23 protein-coding genes and 1 other annotated feature are annotated in these 25,108 nt (G+C 33.2%); of the genes, 20 read left to right on the forward strand and 3 right to left on the reverse strand.

Features of this window, described 5'->3' with window-relative positions:
• The 12 genes from BR50_RS09185 to lplA all read left to right on the forward strand — a co-directional run bounded on the left by BR50_RS09185 (window position 1) and on the right by lplA (window position 13,299).
• Complete coding sequence (locus tag BR50_RS09185; RefSeq protein ID WP_034548073.1) at window positions 1-1,602, forward strand: phytoene desaturase family protein; 1,602 nt, start codon at window positions 1-3, stop codon at window positions 1,600-1,602.
• Window positions 1,599-2,114, forward strand: coding sequence for a flavodoxin domain-containing protein (locus tag BR50_RS09190; RefSeq protein ID WP_034548075.1), 516 nt, complete (start codon window positions 1,599-1,601; stop codon window positions 2,112-2,114). Before BR50_RS09185 ends, BR50_RS09190 begins: the two co-directional genes overlap by 4 nt.
• Window positions 2,115-2,284: 170 nt before the next feature.
• Window positions 2,285-3,097, forward strand: a complete 813-nt coding sequence (locus tag BR50_RS09195; RefSeq protein WP_034548077.1) for a TspO/MBR family protein — start codon at window positions 2,285-2,287, stop codon at window positions 3,095-3,097.
• 140 nt (window positions 3,098-3,237) lie between these two features.
• Window positions 3,238-3,380 (forward strand) — a sequence feature (ribosomal protein L20 leader region).
• Window positions 3,381-3,408: 28 nt separating this feature from the next.
• Entirely contained in the window at window positions 3,409-3,930 is a 522-nt protein-coding gene (gene infC, locus BR50_RS09200; protein ID WP_034548079.1) for a translation initiation factor IF-3, read from the forward strand.
• A gap of 25 nt (window positions 3,931-3,955) precedes the next feature.
• On the forward strand, window positions 3,956-4,153 hold the full coding sequence (gene rpmI / locus BR50_RS09205; protein ID WP_034548081.1) for a 50S ribosomal protein L35: 198 nt from the start codon (window positions 3,956-3,958) through the stop codon (window positions 4,151-4,153).
• A gap of 106 nt (window positions 4,154-4,259) precedes the next feature.
• Window positions 4,260-4,622 (forward strand): 50S ribosomal protein L20, encoded by a 363-nt coding sequence (gene rplT, locus BR50_RS09210; protein ID WP_034548083.1) that lies wholly within the window; start codon window positions 4,260-4,262, stop codon window positions 4,620-4,622.
• Between the two features lie 336 nt (window positions 4,623-4,958).
• Window positions 4,959-6,632, forward strand: coding sequence for a peptide ABC transporter substrate-binding protein (locus BR50_RS09215; protein WP_034548086.1), 1,674 nt, complete (start codon window positions 4,959-4,961; stop codon window positions 6,630-6,632).
• A 179-nt stretch (window positions 6,633-6,811) separates the two neighbouring features.
• Complete coding sequence (locus BR50_RS09220) at window positions 6,812-8,470, forward strand: peptide ABC transporter substrate-binding protein (RefSeq protein WP_034548088.1); 1,659 nt, start codon at window positions 6,812-6,814, stop codon at window positions 8,468-8,470.
• Window positions 8,471-8,659: 189 nt separating this feature from the next.
• A complete protein-coding gene (locus tag BR50_RS09225; protein WP_034548090.1) occupies window positions 8,660-9,745 on the forward strand; it encodes a M42 family metallopeptidase in 1,086 nt (361 codons plus the stop codon).
• Between the two features lie 196 nt (window positions 9,746-9,941).
• Window positions 9,942-11,354: a protoporphyrinogen oxidase gene (gene hemG, locus BR50_RS09230; RefSeq protein WP_034548093.1), complete on the forward strand. Its 1,413-nt coding sequence runs from the start codon at window positions 9,942-9,944 to the stop codon at window positions 11,352-11,354.
• A 126-nt stretch (window positions 11,355-11,480) separates the two neighbouring features.
• Window positions 11,481-12,227, forward strand: coding sequence for an MBL fold metallo-hydrolase (locus BR50_RS09235; protein WP_034548095.1), 747 nt, complete (start codon window positions 11,481-11,483; stop codon window positions 12,225-12,227).
• A gap of 52 nt (window positions 12,228-12,279) precedes the next feature.
• Entirely contained in the window at window positions 12,280-13,299 is a 1,020-nt protein-coding gene (gene lplA / locus BR50_RS09240; RefSeq protein ID WP_034548097.1) for a lipoate--protein ligase, read from the forward strand.
• 51 nt (window positions 13,300-13,350) lie between these two features.
• Here lplA and trpS read toward each other — a convergent pair whose 3' ends face one another.
• Window positions 13,351-14,355, reverse strand: a complete 1,005-nt coding sequence (trpS, locus tag BR50_RS09245; RefSeq protein WP_034548099.1) for a tryptophan--tRNA ligase — start codon at window positions 14,353-14,355, stop codon at window positions 13,351-13,353.
• Between the two features lie 91 nt (window positions 14,356-14,446).
• Window positions 14,447-14,818, reverse strand: a complete 372-nt coding sequence (locus BR50_RS09250; RefSeq protein ID WP_051905782.1) for a DUF3899 domain-containing protein — start codon at window positions 14,816-14,818, stop codon at window positions 14,447-14,449.
• A gap of 278 nt (window positions 14,819-15,096) precedes the next feature.
• On the opposite strand from BR50_RS09250, the gene opp3b reads away from it, so the two are divergent.
• From opp3b to BR50_RS09270, 4 genes are read left to right on the forward strand one after another with little or no spacing between them, the layout of a single operon-like run.
• Entirely contained in the window at window positions 15,097-16,044 is a 948-nt protein-coding gene (opp3b, locus tag BR50_RS09255; protein WP_034548100.1) for an oligopeptide ABC transporter permease, read from the forward strand.
• On the forward strand, window positions 16,044-17,093 hold the full coding sequence (gene opp3C, locus BR50_RS09260; protein ID WP_034548101.1) for an oligopeptide ABC transporter permease: 1,050 nt from the start codon (window positions 16,044-16,046) through the stop codon (window positions 17,091-17,093). The genes opp3b and opp3C overlap by 1 nt, the downstream gene beginning before the upstream one ends.
• Window positions 17,094-17,107: 14 nt before the next feature.
• Window positions 17,108-18,193, forward strand: a complete 1,086-nt coding sequence (locus tag BR50_RS09265; protein WP_034548103.1) for an ABC transporter ATP-binding protein — start codon at window positions 17,108-17,110, stop codon at window positions 18,191-18,193.
• Window positions 18,194-19,135 carry an ABC transporter ATP-binding protein gene (locus BR50_RS09270; RefSeq protein ID WP_034548104.1) on the forward strand — a complete coding sequence of 314 codons (942 nt, stop codon included), beginning with the start codon at window positions 18,194-18,196 and terminating at the stop codon, window positions 19,133-19,135. It abuts the gene before it with no gap.
• Between the two features lie 64 nt (window positions 19,136-19,199).
• On the opposite strand, the gene BR50_RS09275 is transcribed toward BR50_RS09270, so the two are convergent.
• Complete coding sequence (locus BR50_RS09275; RefSeq protein WP_034545409.1) at window positions 19,200-20,159, reverse strand: IS30 family transposase; 960 nt, start codon at window positions 20,157-20,159, stop codon at window positions 19,200-19,202.
• 416 nt (window positions 20,160-20,575) lie between these two features.
• Here BR50_RS09275 and spxA point away from each other — a divergent pair, with 416 nt between their 5' ends.
• The 4 genes from spxA (at window position 20,576) to pepF (ending at window position 24,999) form a co-directional block, all read left to right on the forward strand.
• The gene (gene spxA / locus BR50_RS09280; RefSeq protein WP_034548105.1) at window positions 20,576-20,974 is read left to right on the forward strand and encodes a transcriptional regulator SpxA; all 399 of its coding nucleotides are present in this window, start codon (window positions 20,576-20,578) and stop codon (window positions 20,972-20,974) included.
• 152 nt (window positions 20,975-21,126) lie between these two features.
• Window positions 21,127-21,804: an adaptor protein MecA gene (locus tag BR50_RS09285; protein ID WP_034548107.1), complete on the forward strand. Its 678-nt coding sequence runs from the start codon at window positions 21,127-21,129 to the stop codon at window positions 21,802-21,804.
• A gap of 169 nt (window positions 21,805-21,973) precedes the next feature.
• Window positions 21,974-23,092: a competence protein CoiA family protein gene (locus BR50_RS09290; RefSeq protein WP_245792778.1), complete on the forward strand. Its 1,119-nt coding sequence runs from the start codon at window positions 21,974-21,976 to the stop codon at window positions 23,090-23,092.
• An 89-nt stretch (window positions 23,093-23,181) separates the two neighbouring features.
• Window positions 23,182-24,999: an oligoendopeptidase F gene (pepF, locus tag BR50_RS09295; protein WP_034548111.1), complete on the forward strand. Its 1,818-nt coding sequence runs from the start codon at window positions 23,182-23,184 to the stop codon at window positions 24,997-24,999.
• The last annotated feature ends 109 nt before the right edge of the window (window positions 25,000-25,108 follow it).

Raw genomic sequence — 25,108 nt, forward strand, 5'->3', positions numbered from 1 at the left:
ATGAGATATGATGCAATTATTGTCGGTGGGGGAATCGCCGGATTGACAAGTGCAGCTTTTCTAACAAAAAACGGCTATAAAATACTGCTATGCGAAAAAGAAGATAAAGTTGGTGGTTTAGCGAACTCATTCTATTATGATGGTTTTTTGTTTGATACGGGTGCCAGAGGAATCATTGATTCCGGAATTGTTAAGCCGATGTTAAAGCAGCTCGATATAGATATTGAATTTGTTAAGAGTATTGTAACGATCGGGATCGAAAAAGAAGCGATACGAGTCGAAACAATCGACAGTCTGAATGATTATCGAGAAATGCTTGTAAACCTGTATCCTGATAGTGAAAATGATATCGACGTCATACTCCATGAGATAAAAATAGTTATGGATCATATGGATGTTCTATATGGAATTGAGAACCCTTTATTCAAAGATTTAAAAAAAGATAAAGACTATCTTTTTAAGACATTGTTTCCCTGGCTATTCAAATTTTTGACGAAATCAGGTAAAATCAAAAAATTCAATTTACCCGTTTATGATTATCTGAGTCAGTTAACTGATAATCAATCATTGATTGATATAATAAGTCAACATTTTTTCCAAAAGACTCCTGCTTCTTTTGCGTTAAGTTATTTCAGTTTGTACTTGGATTATGAGTACCCACTTAAAGGAACCCTTGATTTGGCTGAAAAGCTAAAAGAGTATATCATTAAAACAGAAGGCGTTATAAAAACAAGTACAGAAATAAAAAAAATTGACCTTTTTAATAAAACCCTTCTTGATCAGAATGACCAGTATTACGAATATAATCAGTTGATTTGGGCAGCGGATACTAATCAGCTATATAAATCGATTGATATGGAAACGATCGGTGATAGTAAAATCAAGAAAGGAATAGAGAAGCAGAAAGAACTTCTCAAAGGAAAAAAAGCAGGGGATTCAATTTATTCCTTGTATCTAGCTGTTGATTTGGGTAATCAGTACTTTAAAAAAAAATCGAGTGGTCATTTTTTCTATACACCTGATAAAAAGGGTCAATCTACCATTTTTGAGAAACTTGAGACAGTAAGTAAAGCAACTGAAAAAAAAGAAATTTTTGATTGGATGAGTGAGTATCTGGATTATACTACTTATGAAATTGCTATCCCAGCATTGCGGAATGAAAAACTTGCTCCAAAAGGAAAGACTGGATTAATGGTCAGTGTCCTGATGGATTATGATTTTATCAGTAATATTAAATCTTTAGGTTTGTATGAAGAGTTTAAGTACTTTGCTGAAGATAAGATGATTAGTGTCCTTGATGACAGTATTTATGGAGAAATAAGGCAAAAAGTGATTCATCAATTCAGTTCTACGCCACTTACCATTGAAAGGCTAAGTGGTAACCTTGAAGGCGGAATAACCGGTTGGGCTTTTACTAATGATGATATACCAACCATAACTAAGATGACTAAAATCAAAAAAACTTGTAATACACCAATTCCAGATATATTACAAGCCGGTCAGTGGACCTTTAGTCCTTCAGGTTTACCAATCAGTATCTTAACCGGAAAGATTGCAGCTGATAAAGCAGTTAAGACTTTGAAGAAAGGAAGAAGAAAATGAGAAATATTGTTCTATATAAAAGTAAATATGGAAATACTTTTCAGTATGCAACTTGGATCGCAGAAGAATTAGATTGGGAAATAAGAGATTTTTCAAAATTTAAAAAAGCAGAAATAAAAAACTATAATACCATTATCTTTGGTAGTGGCGTATATGTGGGTAAAATGAATAAAATCAAAAAAGTTCTTGAATGGTTTAAAGAAAAGCCAATCATTATTTTTGCCTGTGGTGGCAATAATAATGTTGAGAAAGATATCAATGATATTAAAATCAATAATTTTAGTGAAAATCAGTTAGCATTTCATACATTCTTTTATTTGCCTGGGGGTGTTGATTTTTCTAAGGTAAAAGGCATTATTAAAATAATGATAAATGTATTTATAAAAATTGTAGAAAACAAAAAAAATAAAAAAGAATATGAAGAAGCAATCCTTAAGAGTTATTATCATCCGACAAATTATGTAGATAAAAAGCACATTCAAGCGATTGTTTCTTATGCTAAAAAGATTTAAGATGGACTTAGGGATCTATCGTTTATATCAGTTTGTTTGTAAAATCGGATTATAGATCTTTATTCGTTAAAAACTAATAAGTCAGAAAAATCACAGTATTGTTTTAAAGGTTGAAAAATAAACTTTATAGTGATGTGGAACGTCAAAAAAATTATAAAAGGAGTAGGAAAATGAAACAAAAAACAAAAACATATATCAACGCAATTTTATTAGTTATTACATTAATTATTAATGGTATGGGTGCTTTTGGTTTAATCAATGGTCTTTCGCAAAAAGAAGTATCAGATATGTACCCAACTTTAATCACACCAGCACCCTCAACTTTTAGCATTTGGAGTGTTATTTACACATTTTTGATTATTTCGATAGTTGTCATGATCATTAAACATAAAGAGTCATATTATGGACGTGCTGTTGATGAAATCAGCTTTCTCTTTTGGGTATCATGTGCTTTAAATATTGTCTGGATAATAAGCTTTTCTTATAACTTGATTGGTTTATCAACAATTTTTATTTTTAGTTTTCTAGTTATTATGATTCTAATTGTAAAAAAAATTGGGAGGATCCAAACGCGAAAACGCTGGTTGCTTCCAATAACTTTTGGTTTATATTCAGGATGGCTTTTTATAGCAACGGTAGTAAATATAGCCGCTTGGCTTGTTAAAATTGAATGGGATAGATTTGGAATAGCTGCTGAAACTTGGAGTTCTATTATTCTTTTAGTTGCAGTAGGATTGACTTTGGTAGTCTTATTAAGTACAAAAAACGCAATATTCCCAATTCCTATTGCTTGGGCATATTTTGGGATCTATAATTATTTATTAGCACCAGAAGGTTTCCAAGGACAGTATAACTTCTTGCAAAATGTTGCATTAATAGGAATAGTACTTTTGGTTGGTATTTCAGCAATCCAATTTTATAAAAATCGATATAGTATTATGCCGGATAATTCGGTGAACACAAATCAATACTCAGTTAGGTAAATGCCTAGAAGAATCAACTTTCAGAAGTCTCTTTCTCATATCAATTAGTAAGATAGTCTTATTTGATAACACAAATATCAAAAAACAAAACAAATAAGATTGACAATTCTAATTCAGTGAAGTATAATAAATGAGTTGAGAAAATCAAGCAGAAGCACCCGCTTCTCGCCTAAGTTGACGAAAGTGTCTCTGGGCTAGATATAAACGATGATAACTTGCATTCGGTGTGAGTTAGAAATTATTTATAGGCGGGTTCGTAATGAACTCGTCTATTTTTCTGCTGTTCTTTCTCTCAAATCTAATGGAGGTGTATGACCATAGCAAAAGATATGATGGTAAATGACGGCATTCGTGCACGTGAATTGCGCGTTATTGGTAGTGACAGCGAACAACTTGGTGTAATTACCAAAAGTGAAGCGTTAAAACTTGCAGAAGAAGCAAACTTAGACTTAGTACTAGTAGCTCCAAAAGCAAAACCGCCTGTAGCACGTATTATGGATTACGGTAAATTCCGTTTTGAGCAACAGAAAAAAGAACGCGAAGCTCGTAAAAATCAAAAAGTCATTAATCTCAAAGAAGTAAGACTTAGTCCTACAATTGATTTGAATGATTTCAATACCAAATTACGTAATGCACGTAAATTCCTTGAAAATGGAGATAAAGTTAAGGCTTCAATCCGATTCAAAGGTCGTGCCATTACTCATAAAAGTATTGGTAAAGAAGTGTTAGATCGTCTGGCTAAAGAAACAGCTGATATTTCAACTATTGAATCAGCTGCTAAAATGGATGGTCGTAGTATGTTCTTAATTTTAGCACCAAAGACTGAAAAGTAAGAGTATTTTGAGGAGGAAATAACAAATGCCAAAACAAAAAACACACCGTGGTTCAGCAAAACGGTTCAAAAGAACAGGTAACGGCGGATTAAAACGTCACCATGCTAAAACAAGCCATATGTTTGCAAACAAATCACAAAAACAAAAACGTAAATTACGTAAATCAACAATGGTATCTTCTAGCGATATGAAACGTATCCGTCAACAATTAGCTAAATGGTAATCAATTACTTTTAGCATAATCGGTTCATTGTGAAATGAACAAATGTAATTCAAATTAGTCAAAAGAGTTTTCTTGTAGAGAAAACATCTTAGAGGAGGAAATTAATATGCCACGTGTAAAAGGTGGAACGGTTACTCGTAAACGTCGTAAAAAAATATTAAAATTAGCAAAAGGATACTATGGTTCAAAACATGTTTTATTCAAAACTGCTAAGCAACAAGTAATGAAGTCTTATACTTATGCTTATAGAGACCGTCGTCAAAAGAAACGTGATTTCCGTAAATTATGGATCGCTCGTATTAATGCAGCTGCTCGTTTAAATAACATGAGCTACAGCACTTTAATGCATGGCCTTAAATTAGCAGAAATTGAAGTTAACCGCAAAATGTTAGCTGATATTGCTGTAACGGATGCTCCTGCATTCACAGCATTGGCTGAACAAGCTAAAACTGCATTAAACAACAAATAAATTTCAAATTTATTAAAGACTAAAAGCTGCTTCGTTTTAATGCGAAGTAGCTTTTTTTCTACAAAAAAATAAAAAGTTGTTAATTTTGACAAATAAACTACAGAATAAACTGTGAGTGATGATTGCTGTGAGATGCCTATAAATAAGCAATTCCAATCATTTTAAATGAGTATCTGGTTAAAATTAAATGCAATTATTGCATTATTTTAATAATTTATATTGAAATTGTGATAATAAGATGATAAGATAATTTGAGTAAACTAATATTAAAAATTGAATAAATAATTACTCGATTTATTTTATAAATGAATGATAAGAGAATAAGGGGGAAATAACATGAAAAAAAGTAAATTACTTAGCTTATTAGGTTTAACAGCGACATCTGCATTAGTTTTAGCAGCTTGCGGTGGCGATGGAGATACAACAGATACTGGAAGTCAAGATTCTGGATCAAGTGAAGAACAAGTTCTAAATCTTATTGAAAGTGCTGAATTGCCAAATATGGATTCTGCAAAAACAACAGATACAGTAAGTGGTACTGTTTTGAACAACGTAAATGAAGGATTGTATCGTCAAAACCCAGAAAATAAACTTGAATTGGGGATGGCTGCGGAAGAACCTGAAGTCAGCGAAGATGGTTTAACATTTACCTTTAAAATTAAAGAAGATGCAGTTTGGTCTAATGGAGACCCTGTAACTGCTAATGATTTTGTTTTTGCGTGGCAGCGTCTAGTAACTCCTGAAACAGCTGCTGAATACTCATACATGATCGATGGAGTAGTTAAAAATGCTTCTGCAATTTTAACTGGTGAAATGGAACCTTCAGAATTAGGTGCTAAAGCTGTTGACGATAAAACGTTAGAAGTACAATTAGAAACAGCTAAACCGTATTTCAAAGATCTATTGACATTACCGATGTTTTTACCACAAAATGAAGCATTTGTAACTGAGCAAGGTGGGGATTATGCAACAAATAGCGATACTGTGCTTTACAATGGTCCTTTCGTATTGGATGAATGGGATGGAACTGGCTTAAGCTGGGTATTAAACAAAAATGAAGAGTACTGGGATACAGAAGCTGTAGCACTAGATACGATCAATGTCGATGTAGTTAAAGAAACGTCAACTGCAATCAACTTGTATGATACTGGAGCAGTAGACCGTATTACTTTATCAGGTGAATATGTCCAAACAAAACAAGGGGATCCTGAATTAAAAACTCAGCCTACATCATCTGTATTTTATTTTAAATTTAATCAAGAACGTGATGGAGAAGAAACAGCTTTAGCAAATGAAAATATCCGTAAAGCAATCGCAATGGCATTTGATAAACAAGCCTTTGCTGACACTGTTCTTCAAAATGGTTCTATTCCAGCTAATGGGTTAGTCCCAGCTGAATTAGCTGCTGATCCAGCTTCAGGTGATGATTTCCGTGCACAAAGTGGAGATCTATTAACATATAATGTTGAAGAAGCTCAAAAATATTTTGAAGAAGGTTTGAATGAATTGGGAGTGGATTCACTTACTTTAGAAATTTTAGGTGATGATACTGAAAATGCTAAAAAATCTTTAGAATTTATGCAAGCACAATTAACTTCAAATCTTCCTGGATTGGAAATCAATCTAAGAAATGTACCGTTTAAAATTCGTTTAGATGCAGATACAAACCAAGATTACGATATCGAAATGGCTGGTTGGGGTGCAGATTACGCTGATCCAATTAACTTCTTAGAATTGTTCCATTCAGAAAATGGGAACAACAAATCTAGCTACGCTAACCCTGAATACGATGCTTTGGTTGAAAGTGCTCAAACAAACGTATCTGATTTAGAAGGTCGTTGGGAAGATATGTTAGAAGCCGAAAAAATCTTGATGGAAACAGGCGGAATTGCACCAATCTATCAACGTGCATACTCTGTTCTAGAAAAAGACTACCTTAAGGATTTAACATCTCACTTAACAGGTGCAGAATATTCTTATAAATGGGCTTCAATTGAAGGAAAAGAATAATTTTTTAAAAAAAAGAGCGAATTTTATTCGCTCTTTTTTTGTGTTTACTATGTGAAAAAGCTAAGATTCCTATGAGAGTAATTCGATACTCGTTTCTCTCTCTTTTAAATGATGATAAAATGATGAAGTTATGAATTATTTGTGATTAAATTTATTATGATTTATTAGGAGGAACAGCATTGGAAAAGAAAAAATATCTTCAGTTAATGGGATTATCACTTGCTTCTGTTAGTTTATTAGCAGCATGTGGCGGAGACTCAGAAGAATCAACAACTGATAAAGATGGTAACGACAAGCAAGTATTGAACTTAGTTGAGTCAGCTGAGCTTCCAACAATGGATTCCGTATTAGCAACAGACTCTGTAAGTTTTAATGTAATGAATAATGTTAACGAAGGGTTATTACGTCAAGGACCAGATGGCGAACTTGAGTTAGGAATGGCTGAAGAAGAACCAGTCGTTAGCGAAGATGGATTGACTTATACATTTAAAATTAGAGAAGACGCTGTATGGTCAAATGGTGACCCGGTAACAGCAAACGACTTTGTTTTTTCATGGACAAGCTTGGCAACACCTGAAACAGCTGCAGAGTACTCTTATATGATTGATGGAGTAGTTGCAAATGCAACAGCTATTTTACAAGGTGAAATGGAACCATCTGAATTAGGCGTAACAGCTGTTGATGATAAAACTTTAGAAATTCAATTAGAAAAAGCTGTTCCTTATTTTGAAAGTTTGACAACATTGTCAATGTTCTTCCCGCAAAACGAAGCTTATGTAACTGAAAAAGGGGAAGCTTATGCTTCAAATAGTGATAACATTCTTTACAACGGACCGTTTGTACTAGATGAATGGGATGGAACCGGCTTGAGCTGGGTAATGAATAAAAATGAAGACTACTGGGATGCAGATGCTGTTGAGTTAGATACGATCAACATCGACGTTATCAAAGAAACTTCAACTGCTTTGAATCTATATGACACTGGTTCAATCGATCGTATGGTATTATCTGGTGACTATGTTCAAACACAACAAGGCAATTCAGATTTGAAAACTCAACCAACTTCTACTGTTGCTTACCTTAAATTTAACCAAGAACGTAACGGAGAAGAAACGGCTTTAGCAAATGAAAATATTCGTAAAGCGATCGCAATGGCGTTCGATAAGCAAGCCTATGTTGACACGGTTCTTCAAAATGGATCTATCCCAGCCGATGGACTTGTTCCAGAAGCTTTAGCGGTTGATCCAGCAACAGGAGAAGATTATCGTGAACAAAACGGCGACTTACTAAGTTTTGATAATGAAAAAGCGCAAGAATATTTTGACAAAGGGTTAGATGAATTAGGTGTTGATTCATTGTCACTTGAAATTTTAAGTGATGATACTGAGAATGCTAAAAAATCAATCGAATTTTTACAAGGTCAACTAACACAAAACTTGCAAGGTCTAGAGATCTCATTAAGAAATGTACCGTTTAAAGTACGTTTAGATGCTGACAGTAATCAAGATTACGATATTCAGTTAGCTTTATGGGGAGCAGATTACGCTGATCCTATAAACTTCTTAGAATTATTCCATGCAGAAAATGGGAATAATAATTCTGGATACGATAGTGCTGAATACAACAGCTTAGTTGAAAGTGCTCAAACAAATGTAACTGATTTAGAATCACGTTGGCAAGATATGCTTGACGCAGAAAAAGTATTAATGGAAGAAGCAGGTATAGCACCAATCTATCAACGTGCTTATGCAATTCTAGAAAAAGACTACGTTAAAGATTTTACTACTCATTTAGTTGGAGCAGAATGGTCATTCAAATGGACATCTGTAACAAACTAATTTAAATTTTAGTATATTTAAAAGGAGAGATGAGGCTGAGACGAAATTGTCCTGGTTTCATCGCTCCTTTATTTATATTCCAATTGAAAAAGAGCTAAATACAAAATATTAAATTAAAAAGCTCTTTAAAAGCTCTTTAAAAGCTCTTTAAAAGCAGTGGCATAATAAACTAAATAGGAGGATCATAAAATGGAAGAAACAGAATTAAAAATGTTGAAAGAATTAACAGATGCGAATGGAATTGCAGGGAATGAAGGCCAAGTGAGAGATGTTTTTGTTAAGTACGCAAAAAATAATGCAGATAGCATCAGTTATGACGGTTTAGGCAGCGTGATCGCAAAAAGTATTGGCGATAAAAATGGTCCTAAGGTATTATTTGCTGGACATCTAGATGAAGTTGGTTTTATGGTGACAAAAATTACAAAAGAAGGCTTTATTAAATTTCAAACAATTGGTGGCTGGTGGGCACAAGTTATGTTAGCTCAACAAGTCGAAATTACAACAGCAAAAGATAAAGTTATCCATGGCGTTATTGGATGTAAACCACCGCATGTCTTGACTGTTGAAGTGCGTAATAAAGCTTATGATATCCAAGACATGTTTATTGATATTGGAGCCACTTCTAAAGAAGAAGCAACCGAATGGGGAATTAAACCAGGTGATATGGTAACGCCTTACACTGAATTTAAACGTTTAAACGGATCAAAATTTATGTTAGCTAAAGCTTGGGATAACCGTATTGGAACAGCTGTAACTTTAAAAGTATTAGAAAATTTAAAAGCCGAAGGGCACCCTAATAAAGCATTTGCAGTTGGAAATGTGCAAGAGGAAGTAGGGTTAAGAGGAGCAAAAACAGCAACTCATTTAGTGGATCCTGATATTGCTTTTGCACTTGATACTGGAACAGCTGGAGATACCCCAGGTATGACTGAAAAGGAAGCAGATTCTAAGTTAGGGAAAGGTCCTCAAATCATCATTTATGATGCTTCTATGGTAACCCACAAAGGGTTACGTGACTTTGTTATAAATGTTGCTGAAGAACTGGATATTCCTTTCCAATATACAGTGATCGCGGGCGGAGGAACTGATGCAGGAAGTCAGCATGTCAGTAAAAATGGCATACCTGCAATAGCTATTACTGTAGCAACGCGCTATTTGCATTCTCATACCTCAGTCATTCATGAAGATGATTATTTAAACACCGTGAAATTAGTTACAGAAGTAATTAAACGATTAGATACTAAAACTGTCGGAAAAATCAAATACAATAGTTAAGAAATGGAAAATAGAAATAAGCTGTATTGTATAGAGAAAAATTATAGAATACAGCTTATTTCTATTGATATCAATTTTTGTGAAAAATCAATGAATTTTTAACTAATCTTTTATAGGTAAACTAGAATAACGTTTCTTTTTAGTAACATAACAAGTAAACTGGATATAAATGATCCGATAAGAAAGGGGGGAATAGATGAAGAGAGCTAAAAAAAGAATTGCAGTAATAGGTGGAGGAATAACGGGGTTAGTTACTGCTTATCGAATTAGACAGCAAATCATAGAAGAACAGTTGCCCTTTGAACTTGTTTTAATAGAGTCTGCGTTAAAGTTAGGTGGTAAAATTTGTACAATCAAGGTCGGAGATAATTACTTTGATTTAGGGGCTGAATCTATTGATATTCGCTATCCTGAAGCGATAGATCTAATTAAAGAATTAGGCCTAATGGACCAATTGATTTACAGTGAAGGAAATAAGCCAGACATCTTTTTTTATAATAAGTTACATAGTCTCGACTATCCAACTTATAAAGGTATTCCAGTAAGAAAAATGGACATCTGGAAGAATAATTTATTAACTTTTCATGGTAAAATAGCTAGCTTTAAAGATAATCTATTCCCTATCAAACCTTTGGAAAAAGATATTGAAATGAGCAGATATCTGAAAAAAAGATTTGGAGAAGAAATGGTCGAACACATAGTTGAACCGTTTTTTTCAAAGATTTATGCTAGTGATTTAGATGAAATGGGAATTAAATCTTCTAAAGAGGTTATTTATTCTTTAGAACAAAAATATGGGAGTCTCTCAAAAGGAATCAAGCATCACCCCGAATTGCTAGATGGTCCTGGTAATTACGTTACTTTTCAAAAAGGTTTATCCGTTTTAACGGATAAACTAACCGAAATTTTAAAACCTCATATTCAAACAAGTAAAAAAGTAGTTGATATCAAACAAGGTATTGAAGGTACGTACATTATAGATCTTAACCGAAAAGAACAGGTGCGTGTTGGTGCAATTTGCATTGCAACGCCAGTAACTGAATATTCAAAATTGATCAAAAATGAGACCTTCGGGCAAATTTTTGATCAAGTGGAAACAGCATCTATCGGCTATATCTTGTTTAAGTTTAAAAAAGAGGCTATAAAAAATGAACCAAAAGGATTTGGTGTAGTTACTCCTAGACGAAGCGATTCTTTTGTAACGTCAATCGTTCTTTTAAATAAAAAATGGTCGTTTCTTAGAGATGAAGAAGATGTATTTATTGGCGTAAGTTTTGGTAGAAAAGGGGAAGACTTGCTTGTTTCTTTGAGCAATAAAGAAATAGAGGAGTCCATACTTAAAGACTTAAAAACGATACTCGGAATCACGGAAAAACCTATAAATCGTATTGTAAAACGCTGGCCTGATGCGATACCCCAGTACACCGTAATACAAGAAGAAAAAATAAAAGAAATGATTGAATTGCTAAAAAATGAATATCCGGGAGTGTATATTTCTGGAATAGGGCTAGAAGGTTTTGGTGTCAATCAATGTATTGGCCAAGCTAATAAAACGAGTAAAAAAATAGTTGATCATATAAAAAAACAAAATTGTATTTATAATAAATGAGATAGCTTATAAAAAAATAAAAAGACTCTTTTTAACATTAAAAAGGTTCTTTTTATTTTAAACTTTGTTTTCTTAGTGTAAGGTATTGTATAAAAGATAAACTAAAAATAGGAGTGAGGGAAGAAAATGAAGTTAACTATATTAGGTTTTTGGGGCGGGTACCCAACAAAAAATTCAGGTACAAGTTCTTATTTATTAGAAACAGAAAATTATCATTTATTGATCGATGTAGGAAGTGCTTCTTTGATTGCTTTAGAAGATCATTTAGATCCATTACAATTGGATGCGGTTATCTTATCTCATTATCATTATGATCACATAGCTGATTTAGGCGTTTTACAATTTACACGTCAATTGAAACGAATGAAAAATAATCTTGAAAGAGCTCCTATGTTTCCTATCTATGGGCACCAAGGAGACAATGAAAATTTTAAACGATTAACTATGGACACTGTGAGTGAAGGGATAGCTTATGATGAAGGTCAAAAATTATATATTGGTCCATTTGAAATACAGTTTATGAGAACTCTGCATCCAGTGGAATGTTATGCTATGAGAATTGTTGAAATAAAAACAGGTAAGATATTAGTCTATACAGCAGATTCTGGTTATCTACCCGATTTCGTTACCTTCAGTAAAGAGGCAGATGTATTATTGGCAGATACAAATTTCTTCAATGGAATGGAGAATCATCGTGTTCATATGTCAGCAGCTGAAGTAGGTAGAATTGCAAAAGAGGCAGATGTGAAAAAAGTTATTTTAACACACTTGCCACAAGTTGGAGACCTAGAGCTGTTGAAAGCTCAAGTAATCAATGAAACACCAAAAACAGAAATTATATTAGCTGAAAAAGATTTAGTCATAGAGATTTGATGAAAGCTGTAATAAAGTGAAATAGAAAAATGTAGAAATGAGGAAACAATAGATGTACTATGTCAAAAATATTCGTGATGGTAAAGAAATAACAGATCCTACAATCAATCTGGCAATCGAATACCATTTGTTAAATAATGTTGTATTGGATGAACCAATATTGCTTTTTTATATTAATGAACCCTCTATCATAATTGGAAGAAATCAAAATACGATTGAAGAAATCAATACAGAATATGTAGAAAAAAATAATATTCATATAGTCCGCCGATTTTCAGGTGGTGGAGCTGTTTATCATGATTATGGAGTCTTTTGTTTTTGTTTTATTACACAAGATGATGGAGATTCTTTCCGCGATTTTGGTAAATTTACAGAGCCTATCATAGAGTCCTTACACAAAATGGGCGTTGAAGGTGCTAAGCTTGAAGGTAGAAATGACTTGCTGATCAATGGACAAAAATTTTCTGGAAATGCAATGTATTCAAAAAATGGTCGAATGACGGCGCATGGTACAATCATGTTTGATAGTGATATTGAAGAAGTCGTAAATGCTCTTAAGGTAAGGAAAGATAAAATTGAATCAAAAGGAATCAAATCAATAAGAAGCCGTGTGACGAACATAAAACCTTATTTAGCTGATGATTATCAATTTATGAATACAAAAGAATTCCGAGATCGGTTATTATTAAATATATTCGATGTGGATAGTGCTGAAGACGTTAAGGAATACAAATTGACGGATCATGATTGGAAGCAGATAGAAGAACTCTCCGAAAAATATTTTAATAATTGGGATTGGAATTATGGGAAATCACCAAAATTTGAATTGGTTCGCCGTCATCGTTTTTCAATTGGTTCAGTTGAATTTAAAATGAATGTGGCTAAAGGATTAATTCAAGATATTCGTATTTTTGGAGATTTTTTTGGATTAGGAGATATTTCAGATGTTGAAGAAAAATTGACTGGTATTAAATATGATATTTTATCTATAAATGAAGCATTAGACGATATAAATATTAAAAAGTATTTTGGAAATATTACTAAAGAAGAATTAGTGCATTTAATATACTAAAAAAAGCTGAAGCAGTTAGGATAACTATCCTGAGCGCTTCAGCTTTTTTTGCTATCTGTTTTTTCTTCCTAAACCGATGGCATTCTTCATTTTTATGAGTGTTTTATTGGCTACAGAACGAGCTTTAATAGCACCTTCATCTAGAATCAAGTCTAGCTCATCAGAATCGATCAATTCATTGTGTCTGATTTGAATAGGTTCTAGTACAGCTACAATAGCTTCTCCTAAGTCTTCTTTAAATTGGCCATATCCGCTATTTTGATAACGATCTACCAGTTCAGCAATACTAAAATCAGTAAATGAAGCATAAATCGTTAATAAATTTGATATACCAGGTTTATTTTCAGAATCATATTCAATAACCCCACTAGAATCGGTCACAGCACTTTTGATTTTTTTACGAATGATTGCAGGCGCATCTAACATCGAAATAAAACTTTTTTTATTATCATCAGATTTACTCATTTTTTTTAAAGGATCTTGCAAGCTCATTATACGACCGCCAGATTTTGGTATTTTAACTTCTGGTACAGTCAGCAAGTGATTACCATTGCTGTATTTATTATTAAAACGAGTGACAAAATCACGCGTTAATTCTAAGTGTTGTTTTTGATCATCCCCAACAGGAACTAAATTTGATTGATAAAGAATGATATCTGCAACCATTAAAGGCGGATAAGTTAATAAACCAACTGATACACCAGAACGACTATTTTTTGCGGATTTATCTTTGAATTGTGTCATCCGTTCTAATTCGCCGATATTCGTATTGCATTGAACGATCCAAGCAGCTTCAGCATGTGCAGAAACTTCAGATTGAATGAAAATTATAGCTTTGGCTGGATCTAACCCGATAGCTAAGTATAAGGCAGCAAGACTTTTCGTTTGCTGCCTAAGTTTTAGCGGCTCTTGTTGCACAGTAATAGCATGTTCATCAACGATACAAAAGTAACTTGTATAACTTTCCTGTAAAGATATAAATTGTTTCATTGCCCCAATGTAATTTCCAATAGTAGGAGTTCCACTAGGTTGAATACCTGAAAAAATTGTCTTCATTTTATCCACCCCTTATTTCTAAGTACATCAGTACTAGTATACGTCATTTTTAAGCCGATTATAGATTTTGTTGAAAACAAGTACTAAAAAATCATCTTTCAATCAAATAATACGCTAGCAATGTAATCAAACTAACGACTAATAATGCTGAACCTACCTTTAAAAAAAGGAAATACCCTTTGCCAATTAGTTTTGAGAGAGGTTTAATAGTGAACTCTTCATCGGAATGTCTACCTTTGCGAATATTAAAAGCCGTTTTTCGCATACTGTAGTTAAAGAAATCAAAAAAACCTGATGAAAAAGATGCGCCAAAAAGACCGATAATGAGAAATAAAGAGGCTCCATAGAAAGTAAGATTTGTAGTATGATAGAATGACAGCTCTTTATAAGCAATTAATTCAATCAACAAGCATAAAAAGAGCGACACCAAAAAGATACGCATAGGTGTTTTATTTTGTTTCACTGATTTTCCTCCTTAAAGTGTACATACAATAGTACTAAACTATATTATAATAGGAATACTATGAAAAATATATGAATATTTTAAAAAGAGATAAGGATCAAACTTGGCAATACATATCTGATTTCTATTCATATTCTAATCTTATTTTAATCTTATAGTGTAATATGATAGCATAATTAAAAAAAGTTTTGCAATATTGGTTTTGACAAGCTATTCTATATAGTATATTCTTTTTTGTAGGAGAATTAAAATTAAAATTGTTGGAGGTGCTATAATCGATGAAAAGCTATGCTAGATTTTTAGGAAAACGCGTGTTATACATGTTGTTGACATTATTTTTAATTGCATCGATTACTTTTTTCTTGATGAAGCTTTTACCGGGTACTCCATATAGTAACCAGGATAAACTTTCAGAAGAACAAATCTATATTATGAATGAACAATATGGATTAAATGAACCGGTGCCGGTTCAGTATTTAGTATATATCGGAGGATTACTTCAAGGTGATTTGGGAGTATCATTCCAGTTTAGCAACACTCCAGTAACAAAACTATTATCTACGCGTGTAGGGCCGTCTTTACAGCTAGGTATTCAAGCCGTTGCATTAGGGACAATATTTGGTATTGTTTTAGGTGTAATAGCGGCAATGTATCAAAATACTTGGATCGATACGCTTGCAACTTTTTCAGCGATATTAGGAAGATCAATTCCTAACTTTGTTATTGCTGTTTTGTTACAGCTAGTGTTCGGTGTATATCTCCAATGGTTCCCAATCGCTTTATGGGATGGAGGATTCAGCTCATCAGTTCTTCCTACGTTAGCATTAGCAATCTCTCCTCTAGCAGATTCAGCTCGTTTTATTAGAACAGAAATGGTAGATGTCTTAGGTAGTGATTACGTTGAATTAGCAAGAGCCAAAGGATTAAGCAGATGGACAGTAGCTTTTAAACATGGTGTCCGCAATGCTCTAATTCCGTTAGTAACGATTTTAGGACCTATGGCTGTTGGTTTGATGACTGGTTCAATGGTTGTAGAAAACATCTATGCTATTCCTGGTATTGGTGAACAATTCGTTAAATCGATCATGACAAATGATTACCCAACGATCATGGGCGTAACTATCCTTTACTCTGCTATGCTTGTATTTATTATTTTAGTTGTTGATATTTTATACGGAGTAATTGATCCGCGTATTCGTGTTTCTACTGAAGGAGGGGACAAATAATGAATAAACAAGAAAATACTCCTGTTGTAGATGAATTTAAAAATTTGTCTCCTGACATGTTTGCCCCAGCTACTGGGTCAAGTATTGGAGATAACGAAAAAATTTCTGCACCTTCATTAAGTTTTATTCAAGACTCATGGAGAAGATTGAAAAAGAATAAAGCGGCTGTCGTTAGTTTGGTAGTCTTAATAATCATGATCGTTCTTACGATTGCAGCGCCAATCGTCGCACCTTATGATCCAGATATCCAAACAGTAGAGTTTGCGAGCCTGCCACCTAAAATTTCAGGAATTGATATTAATGGTTTAAACGGAACTCAAAAAGTTGGAGAAACTCGTATAGACAAATATGCCGAAAAGGATGTTCCTGAGGATCAGTATTATATCCTAGGTACAGACAGCTTAGGCCGTGACTTGCTTTCCCGTATTCTTTACGGTACAAGGGTATCCTTGATTATTGCTTTTGTAGCAGCCTTTTTTGATCTAACTATAGGTGTAACTTATGGTTTGGTTTCAGGTTGGATCGGCGGTAGAGTGGATAACTTTATGCAACGTGTTTTAGAAATATTATCAGGTGTTCCAAACCTTGTTGTAGTTATCTTAATGTTATTGGTACTAGAGCCAGGGATTATGTCTATTATTATTGCTTTAGCCATTACTGGTTGGATTTCAATGGCTAGGGTAGTCAGGGCACAAACCTTAAAATTAAAAAATCAAGAATACATTTTAGCTGCTCGTACATTAGGTGAATCTTCAATTAAAATTGCATTTAAACATCTAATTCCAAATTTATCCGGTATAATTATCATTCAAACGATGTTCTCGATTCCTTCTGCCATTTTCTTCGAAGCATTCTTGAGTTTCATTGGTATAGGAATTCCAGCACCAACGGCTTCATTAGGAACATTGATTAATGACGGATACAAAACATTTCGCTTCCTACCCCATTTAATGTGGTATCCAGCTGCAGTTATTTGTATATTAATGATTTCATTTAACTTATTGGCTGATGGTCTGCGTGATGCATTTGATCCGAAAATGAAAGATTAGCGAGGTGAAAACGAATGAGTAATGTATTAGAAGTTAAAGATTTAGAAATTACGTTCGACACCTATGCTGGTAAAGTAAAAGCTATCCGCGGTGTCAGTTTTGATTTGAAAAAAGGTGAAACGTTAGCTATCGTAGGAGAATCCGGTTCAGGAAAATCTGTTACAACACGTAGCATCATGCGTTTACTGTCACAAAATGCTAATATTGAAAATGGAGAAATTTTATTTAATGGTGAAGATCTTATCAAAAAAACTGAAAAAGAAATGCAAGGTATTCGTGGTAAAGAAATTGCAATGATTTTTCAAGATCCTATGACTTCGCTTAATCCAACAATGACGATTGGTAAACAAATTTCTGAACCAATTCGGTTGCATCAAAAATTAAATAAAGAAGATGCTAGAAAAAGAGCTTTAGAACTATTAAATTTGGTAGGGTTACCAGATGCCGAAAGACGGATGAAACAATACCCACACCAATTCTCTGGTGGACAAAGACAACGTATTGTTATTGCGATCGCTCTTGCATGTAACCCTGAAGTATTAATTGCTGATGAACCAACAACAGCATTAGATGTAACGATCCAAGCACAAATTTTAGATTTAATGAAAGAATTACAGAAGAAAATTGCAACGTCAATTATCTTTATTACACATGATCTAGGTGTAGTAGCAAATGTTGCAGATCGTGTTGCGGTAATGTACGCTGGTAAAATTGTTGAAATTGGAACAGTTGATGAAATTTTCTATAATCCACAACACCCATATACATGGGGATTGATCAGTTCTATGCCAACATTAGAGATCACTGAAACATTGTATGCCATTCCTGGGACACCACCAGATCTATTGGATCCTCCAAAAGGGGATGCATTTGCTCCACGTAATGCATTTGCAATGAAAATTGATACCGAATTAGAACCGCCTTTCTTTAAAATTTCTGAAACACATTCAGCTTTAACGTGGTTATTACATCCGGATGCTCCTGCAGTTGAGCCGCCACCAGAAATTAAAGCACGTCATAAAATTTATGAAGAAAAATTTGCCCCACTTCATGGATCTTTAAAGGACGCTAAGACTCAAGTCGAAGGAGGGGTAAACTAAATGGAAAATAAAGAAAAAATCTTAGAAGTTAAAGGTTTAAAGCAGTACTTCAATAAAGGTACAAAAAATGAAGTTCGTGCAGTAGATGATATTACTTTTGATATTTATAAAGGTGAAACTTTTGGTCTTGTTGGTGAATCTGGTTCAGGTAAATCAACAACAGGTCGCTCAATTATCCGTTTATACGATCCAACGGCTGGAGAAATTGACTTTGAAGGTACAAAAGTTCATGATATATCTGGTAAAAAAGATATGTTGAAATTCAGAAGAGATATGCAAATGATTTTCCAAGATCCTTATGCATCTTTAAATCCAAAAATGAAAGTCCGTGATATTATTGCTGAAGGTATCGATATTCATGGATTAGCCAGTTCTACTGAGGATAGAAATCAACAAGTAGATGATTTACTAAAAACTGTTGGTTTAAATCCAGATCATGCTTCACGCTATCCACATGAATTTTCAGGTGGGCAACGACAACGCATAGGGATCGCTAGGGCTTTAGCAGTCAAACCTAAATTCATTATTGCGGATGAACCAATATCTGCTTTGGATGTCTCAATTCAAGCTCAAGTTGTAAACTTGTTGATGGAATTGCAAAAAACTCAAAAATTAACATTTTTATTTATTGCCCATGATTTATCAATGGTTAAATATATCAGTGACCGAATTGGTGTAATGAATACTGGGAAATTGCTTGAATTAGCTCCTGCTAATGAAGTTTATAACACACCCTTACATCCTTACACTGAAAGCTTATTGTCTGCCGTACCCTTACCAGATCCTGAATATGAGCGTAACCGTGTACGTACTCCATATATTCCTCGTGAACAAAATGGGGAACCTGAAGAATTACGTGAAATCTCTCCTGGACATTTTGTTTACTGTAGAGAATCTGATATACCAGCTTTAAAAGAAAAAAAAGCAAGCTATAAAAAGTAATATGAAAAGGCTGTAAATTAGACAATAAAGTCTGGTTTGCAGCTTTTTTTGTAAATCTGATTTGTCAAATTAAGCTATACAAACTATCTTCATCCATATAACTCATAAAAACTTCCAACGGTGTTTGGTAATTTAGTGACTTCCTTGGAATGTTATTTCGTTTGTGTGCAACAGATGATACGAAAGTCTGGTCAACTTCGTTGAAATCCATTTTTTTTGGCAATCCATCTTTTCGAAGAAGTCCATTAGAATTCTCATTTAAAGCTCGTTGTGAAGGCGTTCCAGGATCAGCGAAGTAAATAGCGACATCATGTTGGTTGCACAAAGATTTCCAGTTGGAAAACTCCTTTCCGCAATCAAACGTAATGGATTTGAATAAATTTTTTGGTATGGCTTGGAACCATTGATTCATGGCATTCTCAATGTCGCAGGCTTTACGCCCTTTGGGCTTTAAGGTAATGATAGCTTTTGATAAAATCTCTACTAGAGTAATAACCGCACTTTTGTGGTGAACACCTACAATGGTATCTCCTTCGATATGACCAAACTCTTCTTTAAATGTGGGATAGTCTATTATTCTTTCAGAGATATTTCGTTTATAAGCTTGTCTACCTCTACGTTCTTGATGTCCGTTAGGTTTTCTTTTCCCTTTCATCGGGAGTGTAACTTCATCGAATATTCTTTCTTTAAACTGCCTATAAAGTGTTCGTACGGAACAGTCTATTGTCATTTCTTTACGGCCAATAATGACATCCGGCGTCCAGCCCTCAGCTACTTTTCCCTTGATATAAAGCTGTTGTTCTTTTGGTAAATCAATTTTTTTGCGTCCACACTGTTTCTTGTTTTTTTTATACCGTAGGTAATGGTCGAAAGCTGTGTGTCCTGCTTTGAAGAACCTGATAACATTATTAATCGGTGTACGAGTACGATTCAAGTAAGTAGCTATTTTAGCAACTGGAACACCTTGGTGGTAATAAGCTTCTATCATCACTAGTTCATCCATGGTAATATGGGTATAGGTCATTCGTGATCACTCCTTGTTTTCTGTGGTTGGAAATACAATTAGAGTGTATCACGAATGGCTTTTTTATTTGTATAGCTTAATCTTACAATCGACGAAAAGAAAAACTATAAACAATCAATAGTAAAAAAAAAATTTTTTTTGAACGAAATATTGTTTATAATAAATTCTTATTTGTACTAATTATTGTTAGTTTCATTTAGAATAAAACATGGTTAAATATGATTTTTGATTATGCAAATAAGAACTGGTAAAATATATTATCCTAAATTTAATAAGAAGTGACAAGAAAATGACAAAAGGGGTAGTATTTTTAAAATGAATGTTTTATAATGAAGTTGTAAGGCGTTTCATAGTTTCATTACTGATCCTCAATTTTTTTGAACAATTTATCTGATTAAAAAAGGAGAGAGTAACATATGGTAACTTTATATACATCGCCTAGTTGTACATCATGTCGTAAAGCTAAAGCGTGGTTAGAAGAAAATAATATTACTTATAATGAAAGAAATATTTTTTCAGAGCCACTAACAATCGCTGAGATCAAATCGATTTTAAAAATGACAGAAGATGGTACCGAAGAAATCATTTCGACGCGTTCCAAAGTATTTCAAGAGCTGAATGTCGATTTAGATGATTTACCTTTAAATAAAATGTTCGATTTGATTCAAGATAATCCAGGTCTGTTACGTCGGCCAATTATGGTAGATGAAAAAAGATTGCAAGTGGGTTATAACGAAGACGAGATTCGTCGTTTCTTGCCTCGCGAAGTAAGAGCACTTGAATTGAAACAAGCTCAACTTATAGTTGGATATTAACAATTAGTTCAAAACTACGCATCTTAACAGTGTCGTAGTTTTTTTGGCACTTTTAACTTTACATTTAATTTATTTCGTTTAGAATGGTTATATAGATTATTCATAAGTTGAAATATTTTTAACTGTGAAGATGAGAAATGAGGTGTAGGACTATGGAAATGGAACATATTAACGAAAACACCATCCGAGTATTGATTGAGAACGCTGATTTAGAAGAGAGAGGCGTAACTTTTTTGGATCTTTTAGGAAATCATAAACAAATTGAAAATTTCTTTTATAGTATTTTAGAAGAAGTAGATGTAGACGAACAATTCCATGAATCTGATGCCATTACATTTCAAGTATTACCAAATGGGAATGGGTTAGAATTATTCATTAGCAAAGGTGGTCCAATAAACGATCAATTAGACTTTTCTTCAGCATCTGAAAACCTTAATTCAGATGAATTCTCTCAATATATAAAAAAACAGATGGTACAAAATTTAAATAAATCTGAAAATGAAAATGAGGACGGGAATGAGATTAAAAGTCCTGAAGATGAAACAAAAGAGATTGTTTTAAGATTTGATCAGTTTGAAAATATGATCGCATTATCAAAAATGATGTATTTAGATAATGCACTTTCTAATTTGTTTATTTATAAAGAAAGATATTATTTGAATTTGATCTTTCCTATTAACGAAATGACTGAAAGAAGTGCTGATGAAGAAATTTCACTTGCATTAGAATTTGCTGAAAAAACGCCAGTTACTCAAGGGATTTTAGAAGAACATGGCAAAGTAATTATGGAAAATAAGGCACTTGAATTAACACGTCACTATTTCAAATAAACTAAATAGTATCGATTATGAAATCAAAGAAGGTTTTCCTTTCTTTGATTTTTTTGTTTTAAAATAGATTTCCTCTCTTTTTTTGCGGATAGTTAGTATGTGAAATGTATGAGGGGAGACTATAGTGATGCTAATTGCGTTAAACAATAAAAACCAATATCTTAATGCGATGAATGAGCAAAAAATTAAGAATCAAAAATATGACTATTATTGTCCGAATTGTAGAGAACCTGTTTTTCTCAAGAAGGGACTAATCAAACAAGCTCATTTTACACATTTTCAAAAAAGTGAGTGTAATGTTTTTTCAGAAGGTGAAACTGAAGAACATATTTTGGGTAAAAATATACTTTATCAGTGGTTCACACAACAAAAGATTCCCTGTCAATTGGAAGCTTATTTGTCAAATTTAAAACAACGGCCTGATCTATTGATTTGGTTAGATGAACAAACTCCAATTGCTATTGAATTTCAATGCAGTGCTCTTTCTATTCAACGGATGGTTGAACGAACGACTGGATATATTAAAAATGGATACAAAGTTTATTGGATTTTAGGAAAACAATATCATTTTAAAAATAGGTTAACTAGTTTCCAAAGATTATTTATCAATGAGCATAAATTAGTAGGATGCTATTTTTTAGAATTACATGTTGATAAAAATATATTAATGGTTCATTGCCGTATCAATCAGCAAGGGAATTCAACTCATATAAGTTCCTGCTCTAGTCAATTTGAGTTAGCTAAAATGAGTACCAACTTAGAATATATTAGTAAGCAATTATTATTTTTTGGAAAAAGCAATCAAAATGAATCCAAAAACCAGTTGATTCAAAGTCACTATTTTTTGAATCAAGGGAGAAATTATCAAGTACCGGAGATTGTATTGTTCCAAAAATATATTTATAAAAGAGGAGATTCTTTGATTTCTTTGCCGGTAGAAGTTTATTTACCTGTGAAAGATCAAATATTTATTAAGTCATTATCTTATTTTTGGAAATACCTATTATTGGAATGGCTAATGGAAAGAGACAACAAAGAAGTTATTACTAAGAAAGAAGTGTACCAAAAATTTTCTTTGATGGTAAAAAATAATGAGTTGATTTTTCATGTTATGCCACTTATAACAATTGAAAGCAAAAAAAAGTGTGTTGATCATTTCATGGCTCTTTTGACCCAAAGAGGTGTATTGTCAGCTATTTCTAATTCAGATTGGATAATTCAAAAAAAACCTAAACGGTATGGAAATGAGAATGAAAAGATGACCGATTTTTTATCTTTAGATCAGTAACATATAGTTGATTCTTAAATGAAAGTTTCTTTATTTAAAAATATTTTATGGTAAGATTAAAGATAAGAAAATTTCAAGGAGGTTTTTTAATGAGTGAGCCAAAAAAATTACCAAAAAGGGATAAGATACCTGATGAATCAACCTGGGACTTAGGCGTGATTTTCCAATCCGATGAAGCATTTAAACAATCATATAAAGAGTTAGAAAAAAAAATAGAGTCTGTTGTAACTTATAAAGGTACATTAACTAACGGATCAGAAAGTTTCTTGAGAGCGATTCAAACTATTTTAGACTTATCTAATCAAATGGAGAAGTTATACGTTTATGGTCAATTAAAAAATGATCAAGACACAACGAACTCAATCTATCAAGGAATGTATGAACAAGTCACTAAATTAGCTACGCAAGCTCATGAGGCTATTTCGTGGTTCGAACCTGAAGTGTTAGAATTACCAGAAGAAAGATTAAATCACTATTTTATTGAAAATGAAGAGTTAACTATCTACAAACACTTTATTGATCAATTAACAGCGACTAGAGAACATGTTCTAAGTGCTAATGAAGAAGCATTGTTAGCAGGAGCAGGAGAGATTTTTAATGCTTCCAGTCGGACGTTTAACATCTTAAATAATGCAGATATAACATTTCCAACAATCAAAGATGAAAATGGAGATGATATTCAATTAACACACGGAGTCTATGGGCAATTAATGGAAAGTACTGACCGTTCTGTTCGCGAATCGGCTTTTAAAAATCTTTATAAAGTGTATAAAGGATTACAAAACACTTTTTCAAGTACTCTCTCTTCACATGTTAAATACCATAATTACAATGCAAAAGTTCATCATTATCAATCTGCACGTGAAAAAGCTTTAAGCAGCAATCATATTCCAGAATCTGTTTATGATACATTATTGGATGTCGTCCATGATCATTTACCGTTATTGCATCGCTATGTTGCTTTAAGAAAAGAACTGTTAGGTGTAGATGAGCTTCATATGTACGATATGTACACGCCTATTAGTGGAGAAGCTGGTATTAAGTATACTTATGAAGAAGCTGAAGCTGAGACTTTAAAAGCTCTTCAACCACTAGGTGAGGAGTACTTGTCTGTTTTAAAAAAGGCTTTTAATAATCGATGGATCGATGTCATAGAAAATGAAGGCAAAAGAAGTGGTGCATACTCTTCAGGAGCGTACGAAACAAATCCTTATATTTTGTTGAATTGGCACGATTCACTAAACCATTTGTACACGCTCGTTCATGAATTAGGACACAGTGCCCATAGTTACTACACAAGAACGAATCAGCCATATGTGTATGGAGATTATTCTATTTTTTTAGCAGAAATAGCTTCTACTACAAATGAAAATATTTTAACGGATCATCTGTTAGAGACACAAACAGATCCGAAAGTCCGAGCATATGTTTTAAATCATTATTTGGATGGGTTTAAAGGCACTATGTTTAGACAAACTCAATTTGCTGAGTTTGAACATTTTATACATGAAGAAGCAGCAAAAGGGACACCTTTAACAAGTGATTTTTTAACAGATTATTATGGAGAATTAAATGCACAGTATTATGGTCCAGATGTTGAAAAAGATCCTGAAATTGCTATCGAATGGACTAGAATTCCACATTTTTATTATAATTACTATGTTTATCAATATTCAACAGGTTTTTCAGCTGCTACAGCTTTAGCAGATAAAATCGTTAAGGGTGAAGAAGGAGCTTTAGATAAATACTTGACCTATTTGAAATCTGGAAACAGCGATTATCCTATTGAAGTAATGAAAAAAGCGGGAGTAGACATGACCAATAAAACCTATATAGAGGATGCTATGAAAGTATTTGAAGCTAGATTAAATGAATTAGAAGAATTGATTGAAACCTTAAAAAGTTAGGCCGTTTGAAAAATAAAGCAGTTACAATATTAGTGCTTCCTTTAGCAATCAGGGGCTTCAGTGAAATTGCCATCCCTGAAAAATTTTCATGTAATTAATTTAGTTTACT

Source organism: Carnobacterium alterfunditum DSM 5972 (assembly GCF_000744115.1).
GTDB lineage: Bacteria > Bacillota > Bacilli > Lactobacillales > Carnobacteriaceae > Carnobacterium_B > Carnobacterium_B alterfunditum.

What these genes read in the sequence shown, in the direction of transcription:
- BR50_RS09185 (WP_034548073.1), top strand. Translation starts at nt 1, where the DNA reads ATGAGATATGATGCAATTATTGTCGGTGGGGGAATCGCCGGATTGACA.
- BR50_RS09190 (WP_034548075.1), top strand. Translation starts at nt 1,599, where the DNA reads ATGAGAAATATTGTTCTATATAAAAGTAAATATGGAAATACTTTTCAG.
- BR50_RS09195 (WP_034548077.1), top strand. Translation starts at nt 2,285, where the DNA reads ATGAAACAAAAAACAAAAACATATATCAACGCAATTTTATTAGTTATT.
- infC (WP_034548079.1), top strand. Translation starts at nt 3,409, where the DNA reads ATGACCATAGCAAAAGATATGATGGTAAATGACGGCATTCGTGCACGT.
- rpmI (WP_034548081.1), top strand. Translation starts at nt 3,956, where the DNA reads ATGCCAAAACAAAAAACACACCGTGGTTCAGCAAAACGGTTCAAAAGA.
- rplT (WP_034548083.1), top strand. Translation starts at nt 4,260, where the DNA reads ATGCCACGTGTAAAAGGTGGAACGGTTACTCGTAAACGTCGTAAAAAA.
- BR50_RS09215 (WP_034548086.1), top strand. Translation starts at nt 4,959, where the DNA reads ATGAAAAAAAGTAAATTACTTAGCTTATTAGGTTTAACAGCGACATCT.
- BR50_RS09225 (WP_034548090.1), top strand. Translation starts at nt 8,660, where the DNA reads ATGGAAGAAACAGAATTAAAAATGTTGAAAGAATTAACAGATGCGAAT.
- hemG (WP_034548093.1), top strand. Translation starts at nt 9,942, where the DNA reads ATGAAGAGAGCTAAAAAAAGAATTGCAGTAATAGGTGGAGGAATAACG.
- BR50_RS09235 (WP_034548095.1), top strand. Translation starts at nt 11,481, where the DNA reads ATGAAGTTAACTATATTAGGTTTTTGGGGCGGGTACCCAACAAAAAAT.
- lplA (WP_034548097.1), top strand. Translation starts at nt 12,280, where the DNA reads ATGTACTATGTCAAAAATATTCGTGATGGTAAAGAAATAACAGATCCT.
- trpS (WP_034548099.1), bottom strand. Translation starts at nt 14,355, where the DNA reads ATGAAGACAATTTTTTCAGGTATTCAACCTAGTGGAACTCCTACTATT.
- opp3b (WP_034548100.1), top strand. Translation starts at nt 15,097, where the DNA reads ATGAAAAGCTATGCTAGATTTTTAGGAAAACGCGTGTTATACATGTTG.
- opp3C (WP_034548101.1), top strand. Translation starts at nt 16,044, where the DNA reads ATGAATAAACAAGAAAATACTCCTGTTGTAGATGAATTTAAAAATTTG.
- BR50_RS09265 (WP_034548103.1), top strand. Translation starts at nt 17,108, where the DNA reads ATGAGTAATGTATTAGAAGTTAAAGATTTAGAAATTACGTTCGACACC.
- BR50_RS09270 (WP_034548104.1), top strand. Translation starts at nt 18,194, where the DNA reads ATGGAAAATAAAGAAAAAATCTTAGAAGTTAAAGGTTTAAAGCAGTAC.
- BR50_RS09275 (WP_034545409.1), bottom strand. Translation starts at nt 20,159, where the DNA reads ATGACCTATACCCATATTACCATGGATGAACTAGTGATGATAGAAGCT.
- spxA (WP_034548105.1), top strand. Translation starts at nt 20,576, where the DNA reads ATGGTAACTTTATATACATCGCCTAGTTGTACATCATGTCGTAAAGCT.
- BR50_RS09285 (WP_034548107.1), top strand. Translation starts at nt 21,127, where the DNA reads ATGGAAATGGAACATATTAACGAAAACACCATCCGAGTATTGATTGAG.
- BR50_RS09290 (WP_245792778.1), top strand. Translation starts at nt 21,974, where the DNA reads ATGAATGAGCAAAAAATTAAGAATCAAAAATATGACTATTATTGTCCG.
- pepF (WP_034548111.1), top strand. Translation starts at nt 23,182, where the DNA reads ATGAGTGAGCCAAAAAAATTACCAAAAAGGGATAAGATACCTGATGAA.